The 2,861-nt window shown below is 60.0% G+C and carries 5 protein-coding genes; 1 reads left to right on the top strand and 4 read right to left on the bottom strand.

Annotated features, from left to right (window positions below; all coding sequences use genetic code 11):
- Positions 1 to 62 precede the first annotated feature (62 nt).
- Together NW815_RS13025 and NW815_RS13030 are read right to left on the bottom strand one after the other, a co-directional pair.
- Positions 63 to 557 (bottom strand): N-acetyltransferase family protein, encoded by a 495-nt coding sequence (locus tag NW815_RS13025; RefSeq protein WP_414330224.1) that lies wholly within the window; start codon positions 555 to 557, stop codon positions 63 to 65.
- Positions 558 to 625: 68 nt separating this feature from the next.
- Positions 626 to 790 carry a DUF6464 family protein gene (locus NW815_RS13030; protein WP_414390560.1) on the bottom strand — a complete coding sequence of 55 codons (165 nt, stop codon included), beginning with the start codon at positions 788 to 790 and terminating at the stop codon, positions 626 to 628.
- A 296-nt stretch (positions 791 to 1,086) separates the two neighbouring features.
- Between NW815_RS13030 and NW815_RS13035 the strand changes: the two genes are divergently transcribed.
- Positions 1,087 to 2,169: an Mrp/NBP35 family ATP-binding protein gene (locus tag NW815_RS13035; protein WP_414390557.1), complete on the top strand. Its 1,083-nt coding sequence runs from the start codon at positions 1,087 to 1,089 to the stop codon at positions 2,167 to 2,169.
- Here NW815_RS13035 and NW815_RS13040 read toward each other — a convergent pair.
- Both NW815_RS13040 and NW815_RS13045 read right to left on the bottom strand, forming a co-directional pair.
- Positions 2,166 to 2,534 (bottom strand): hypothetical protein, encoded by a 369-nt coding sequence (locus tag NW815_RS13040; RefSeq protein WP_414373839.1) that lies wholly within the window; start codon positions 2,532 to 2,534, stop codon positions 2,166 to 2,168. The two genes, NW815_RS13035 and NW815_RS13040, sit on opposite strands and share 4 nt — an antisense overlap.
- A 65-nt stretch (positions 2,535 to 2,599) precedes the next feature.
- Positions 2,600 to 2,861, bottom strand: a 262-nt coding sequence (locus NW815_RS13045) for a BamA/TamA family outer membrane protein (protein WP_414416095.1), incomplete at its 5' end; no start/stop codon positions are given.

The raw sequence follows: 2,861 nt of genomic DNA on the forward strand, positions 1-2,861 counted from the left end.
CCGTAGGACGAGCGCCGGGAGGATGTCACGAATGCTAGCGTCTGTAACAGAGGGGAGCTTGCTCAAGATCGACAGGGATCCTCAGCCAGCCGAGCCAGAGCCTCCAAATCAGCACCCACCACGCGGTTGAGAATCCATTCGGGATGTTGCTGGGCACCCATGCGTCGATAGAACTCAATCGCCGGCTGGTTCCAATCCAAAACCATCCACTCCAGCCGCCCATATCCTTTGGCCACCGCCTCCTGAGCCACCCGTGCCAAGAGCGCTTTGCCAATGCCTCTGCCGCGAAACTCCGGCAACACGAACAGATCCTCAAGGTAAATCCCTGGTCGGGTCAGGAACGTGGAAAAATTGCGGAAGTAGAGGGCAAATCCCACCGCTTGCCCCTCCACTTCTGCCAACAACGCCGAGGCCAAAGCCTCTGGGCCAAACAAATAGTGGCGCAACAGATCAGCGGATCCCGTTACCAGGTGGCTCAGCTTCTCGTACTCGGCCAAGGCGCAGATGAGGTCAAACAAAACGGGCACATCTAAGGCGGTGGCAGGACGGATTTCCATACTTTTGCCTGGCTTCACAACCAATTCCTTGAATTTCCTGAGATACCGGCACGAGAACAGACCACAGTTTATTCTTGTTGTGGACAGAACGCCCAGGCAGCATCTTTTGGACGCGCAGCGTGGTGGGGGCAGCGGCAGGGGCCCAGAGGACTCATCGCACAAGGCAGGTAGGGTGACCGAGAAAAGTAACGGCAGAAGGGATCCCAGGCCGAGTCAGAAAAGAGAGTTGGCATGGCCCGGCGCTCGTCCCCGATTGAGAGGCGGCGGGATCCCCTCTTTTCCAGCAGAGGGATCAACTGAGCCCAGAACGTTAGCCCCAACCACAAGCCAACTCCCACTCAGCGCTTGCACAATTGCCCTCCCCCGTCGGCCAACAGCGTTGTCTTCCAACCAGAATCAGCCTCGGCCAGCCTGCTTGCCCAGGACTAGCGTGGCAGCCCGTTTTGGAGCTGTCCTTCCCTGCCGGCAAGAACCCGAGAAAAACCGATTAGAGTGAAATATGGACTGACCCGCTGAGCCTTCCGATTCCATGACCACCTCCACCCTTGATGCTGCTGCCATCCTTGAAGCGTTGCGCCCTGTTCAAGATCCGGAGCTGCGCCGCAGCCTGGTGGAACTGAACATGATCCGGGATATTCGCGTCGAGCCTGGGCGAGTGGCCTTTACCCTGGTGCTGACCACGCCGGCCTGCCCTTTGCGAGAATTCATTGTGGAGGAGTGCAAAGCTGCCATCCGCCAGCTGGCCCCCATCGAAGCCATTGATGTTACGGTAACGGCAGAAACCCCCCGTTCCCCTTCCCTGCCGAATCGCCAGTCCATCCCCGGTGTGCGCAACATCATCGCCATTTCCAGCGGCAAGGGGGGAGTGGGCAAAACTTCGGTGTCGGTAAATGTGGCCGTGGCGCTGGCCCAAAGTGGAGCGCGGGTGGGGCTGCTGGATGCCGATATTTACGGTCCCAATGTGCCGCTGATGCTGGGCCTGCAGGATCGGTCTCTGGTTGTGCAAAAACGGGAGGACGGCGGCGAGGATATCTTCCCCCTGGAAAATTACGGCGTCAAGATGGTGTCGATGGGCCTTTTGGTGGGGCGGGATCAGCCGGTGATCTGGCGGGGGCCGATGTTGAACGGGGTGATCCGGCAATTTCTCTATCAGGTGCAGTGGGGAGAGTTGGACTACTTGGTTGTGGATATGCCCCCCGGCACCGGCGATGCCCAATTGACCCTAGTGCAGGCAGTGCCGCTGGCAGGAGCTGTGATCGTCACCACGCCACAATCGGTGGCCCTGCTGGACAGTCGCAAGGGCTTGAACATGTTTCGGCAGTTGGGGGTGCCCATCCTGGGTATTGTGGAAAACATGAGCTACTTCGTCCCGCCCGACCTGCCGGATCGCCAGTACGATATTTTCGGCTCGGAAGGGGGAGAGACCACGGCCCGCGAGCTTGGTGTCCCGCTGCTGGGGCGGATCCCGCTGGAAATCGCCCTGCGCCAAGGGGGGGATATGGGTACGCCTATTGTCATCGGCCAACCTGAGTCGGCTTCAGCCCGGGCCTTGAAGCAGATTGCCAAAACCTTGGCAGGCCGCGTTTCCATGTTGGCTTTGGGGGCAGGCTAGAAGCGCTCTGCTTCCACCAACGAGACCCCGAAGCTGCGTCCTCCCACCACAATCCCCTCTTGGGCTTTACCGCGCACGGTCACTGTGCTGTTCATGGCCGGCAGCCCCTTGTCGGTGATGACCCAAAGGGAACCGCTGTTGTCTTGGAGCTCATACACACCCTGGCCGAACACCCCTATCTGGTTCACCACGCGACCGCGGACATACACATCGGTGTAGCGGGAGGGATTTTGCTCTACGGTGGCGATGGGAGTTGTGCCGATGCCCAGCCGCGCCAGTGGCCCACACCCAGCTAGGGCCAGGCTCAAACACAGCAAGAACACCAGGGATCCCTTGGGGAAAGGTAGGCCGAGTCGCTGTTTCATGGGTTGCTTCCATTACGAGCACCTGCTCCCAAGATAGCAAGCCGGCAGGGAAATCCACGGCCAAGTTAGAACTTCTCGCCAATGCCGAAATGCAGTTGGCCTTGGCCAGCGCCACCTTGCCCAACCGCGTAGTCGATGCGCAGCGGCCCCAAGGGAGATTGGATGCGAATGCCGACCCCCAGCCCCAAACCACTGCCCGGCTTGTTGCGCACCAGGGCAGGATTGCCGGCCACCGCAGCTCCACTGCCCAAATCGGTGCCGTAGTCGGCAAAGACCACTGCCCCCACCGGGTCGAAAATGGGAAAGCGCAATTCGGCGGTTGCGGTG

The sequence above is a fragment of the Synechococcus sp. R6-7 genome, assembly GCF_047461695.1.
Lineage (GTDB): Bacteria > Cyanobacteriota > Cyanobacteriia > Thermostichales > Thermostichaceae > Thermostichus.

What these genes read in the sequence shown, in the direction of transcription:
- NW815_RS13025 (WP_414330224.1), bottom strand. Translation starts at nt 557, where the DNA reads ATGGAAATCCGTCCTGCCACCGCCTTAGATGTGCCCGTTTTGTTTGAC.
- NW815_RS13030 (WP_414390560.1), bottom strand. Translation starts at nt 790, where the DNA reads ATGCCAACTCTCTTTTCTGACTCGGCCTGGGATCCCTTCTGCCGTTAC.
- NW815_RS13035 (WP_414390557.1), top strand. Translation starts at nt 1,087, where the DNA reads ATGACCACCTCCACCCTTGATGCTGCTGCCATCCTTGAAGCGTTGCGC.
- NW815_RS13040 (WP_414373839.1), bottom strand. Translation starts at nt 2,534, where the DNA reads ATGAAACAGCGACTCGGCCTACCTTTCCCCAAGGGATCCCTGGTGTTC.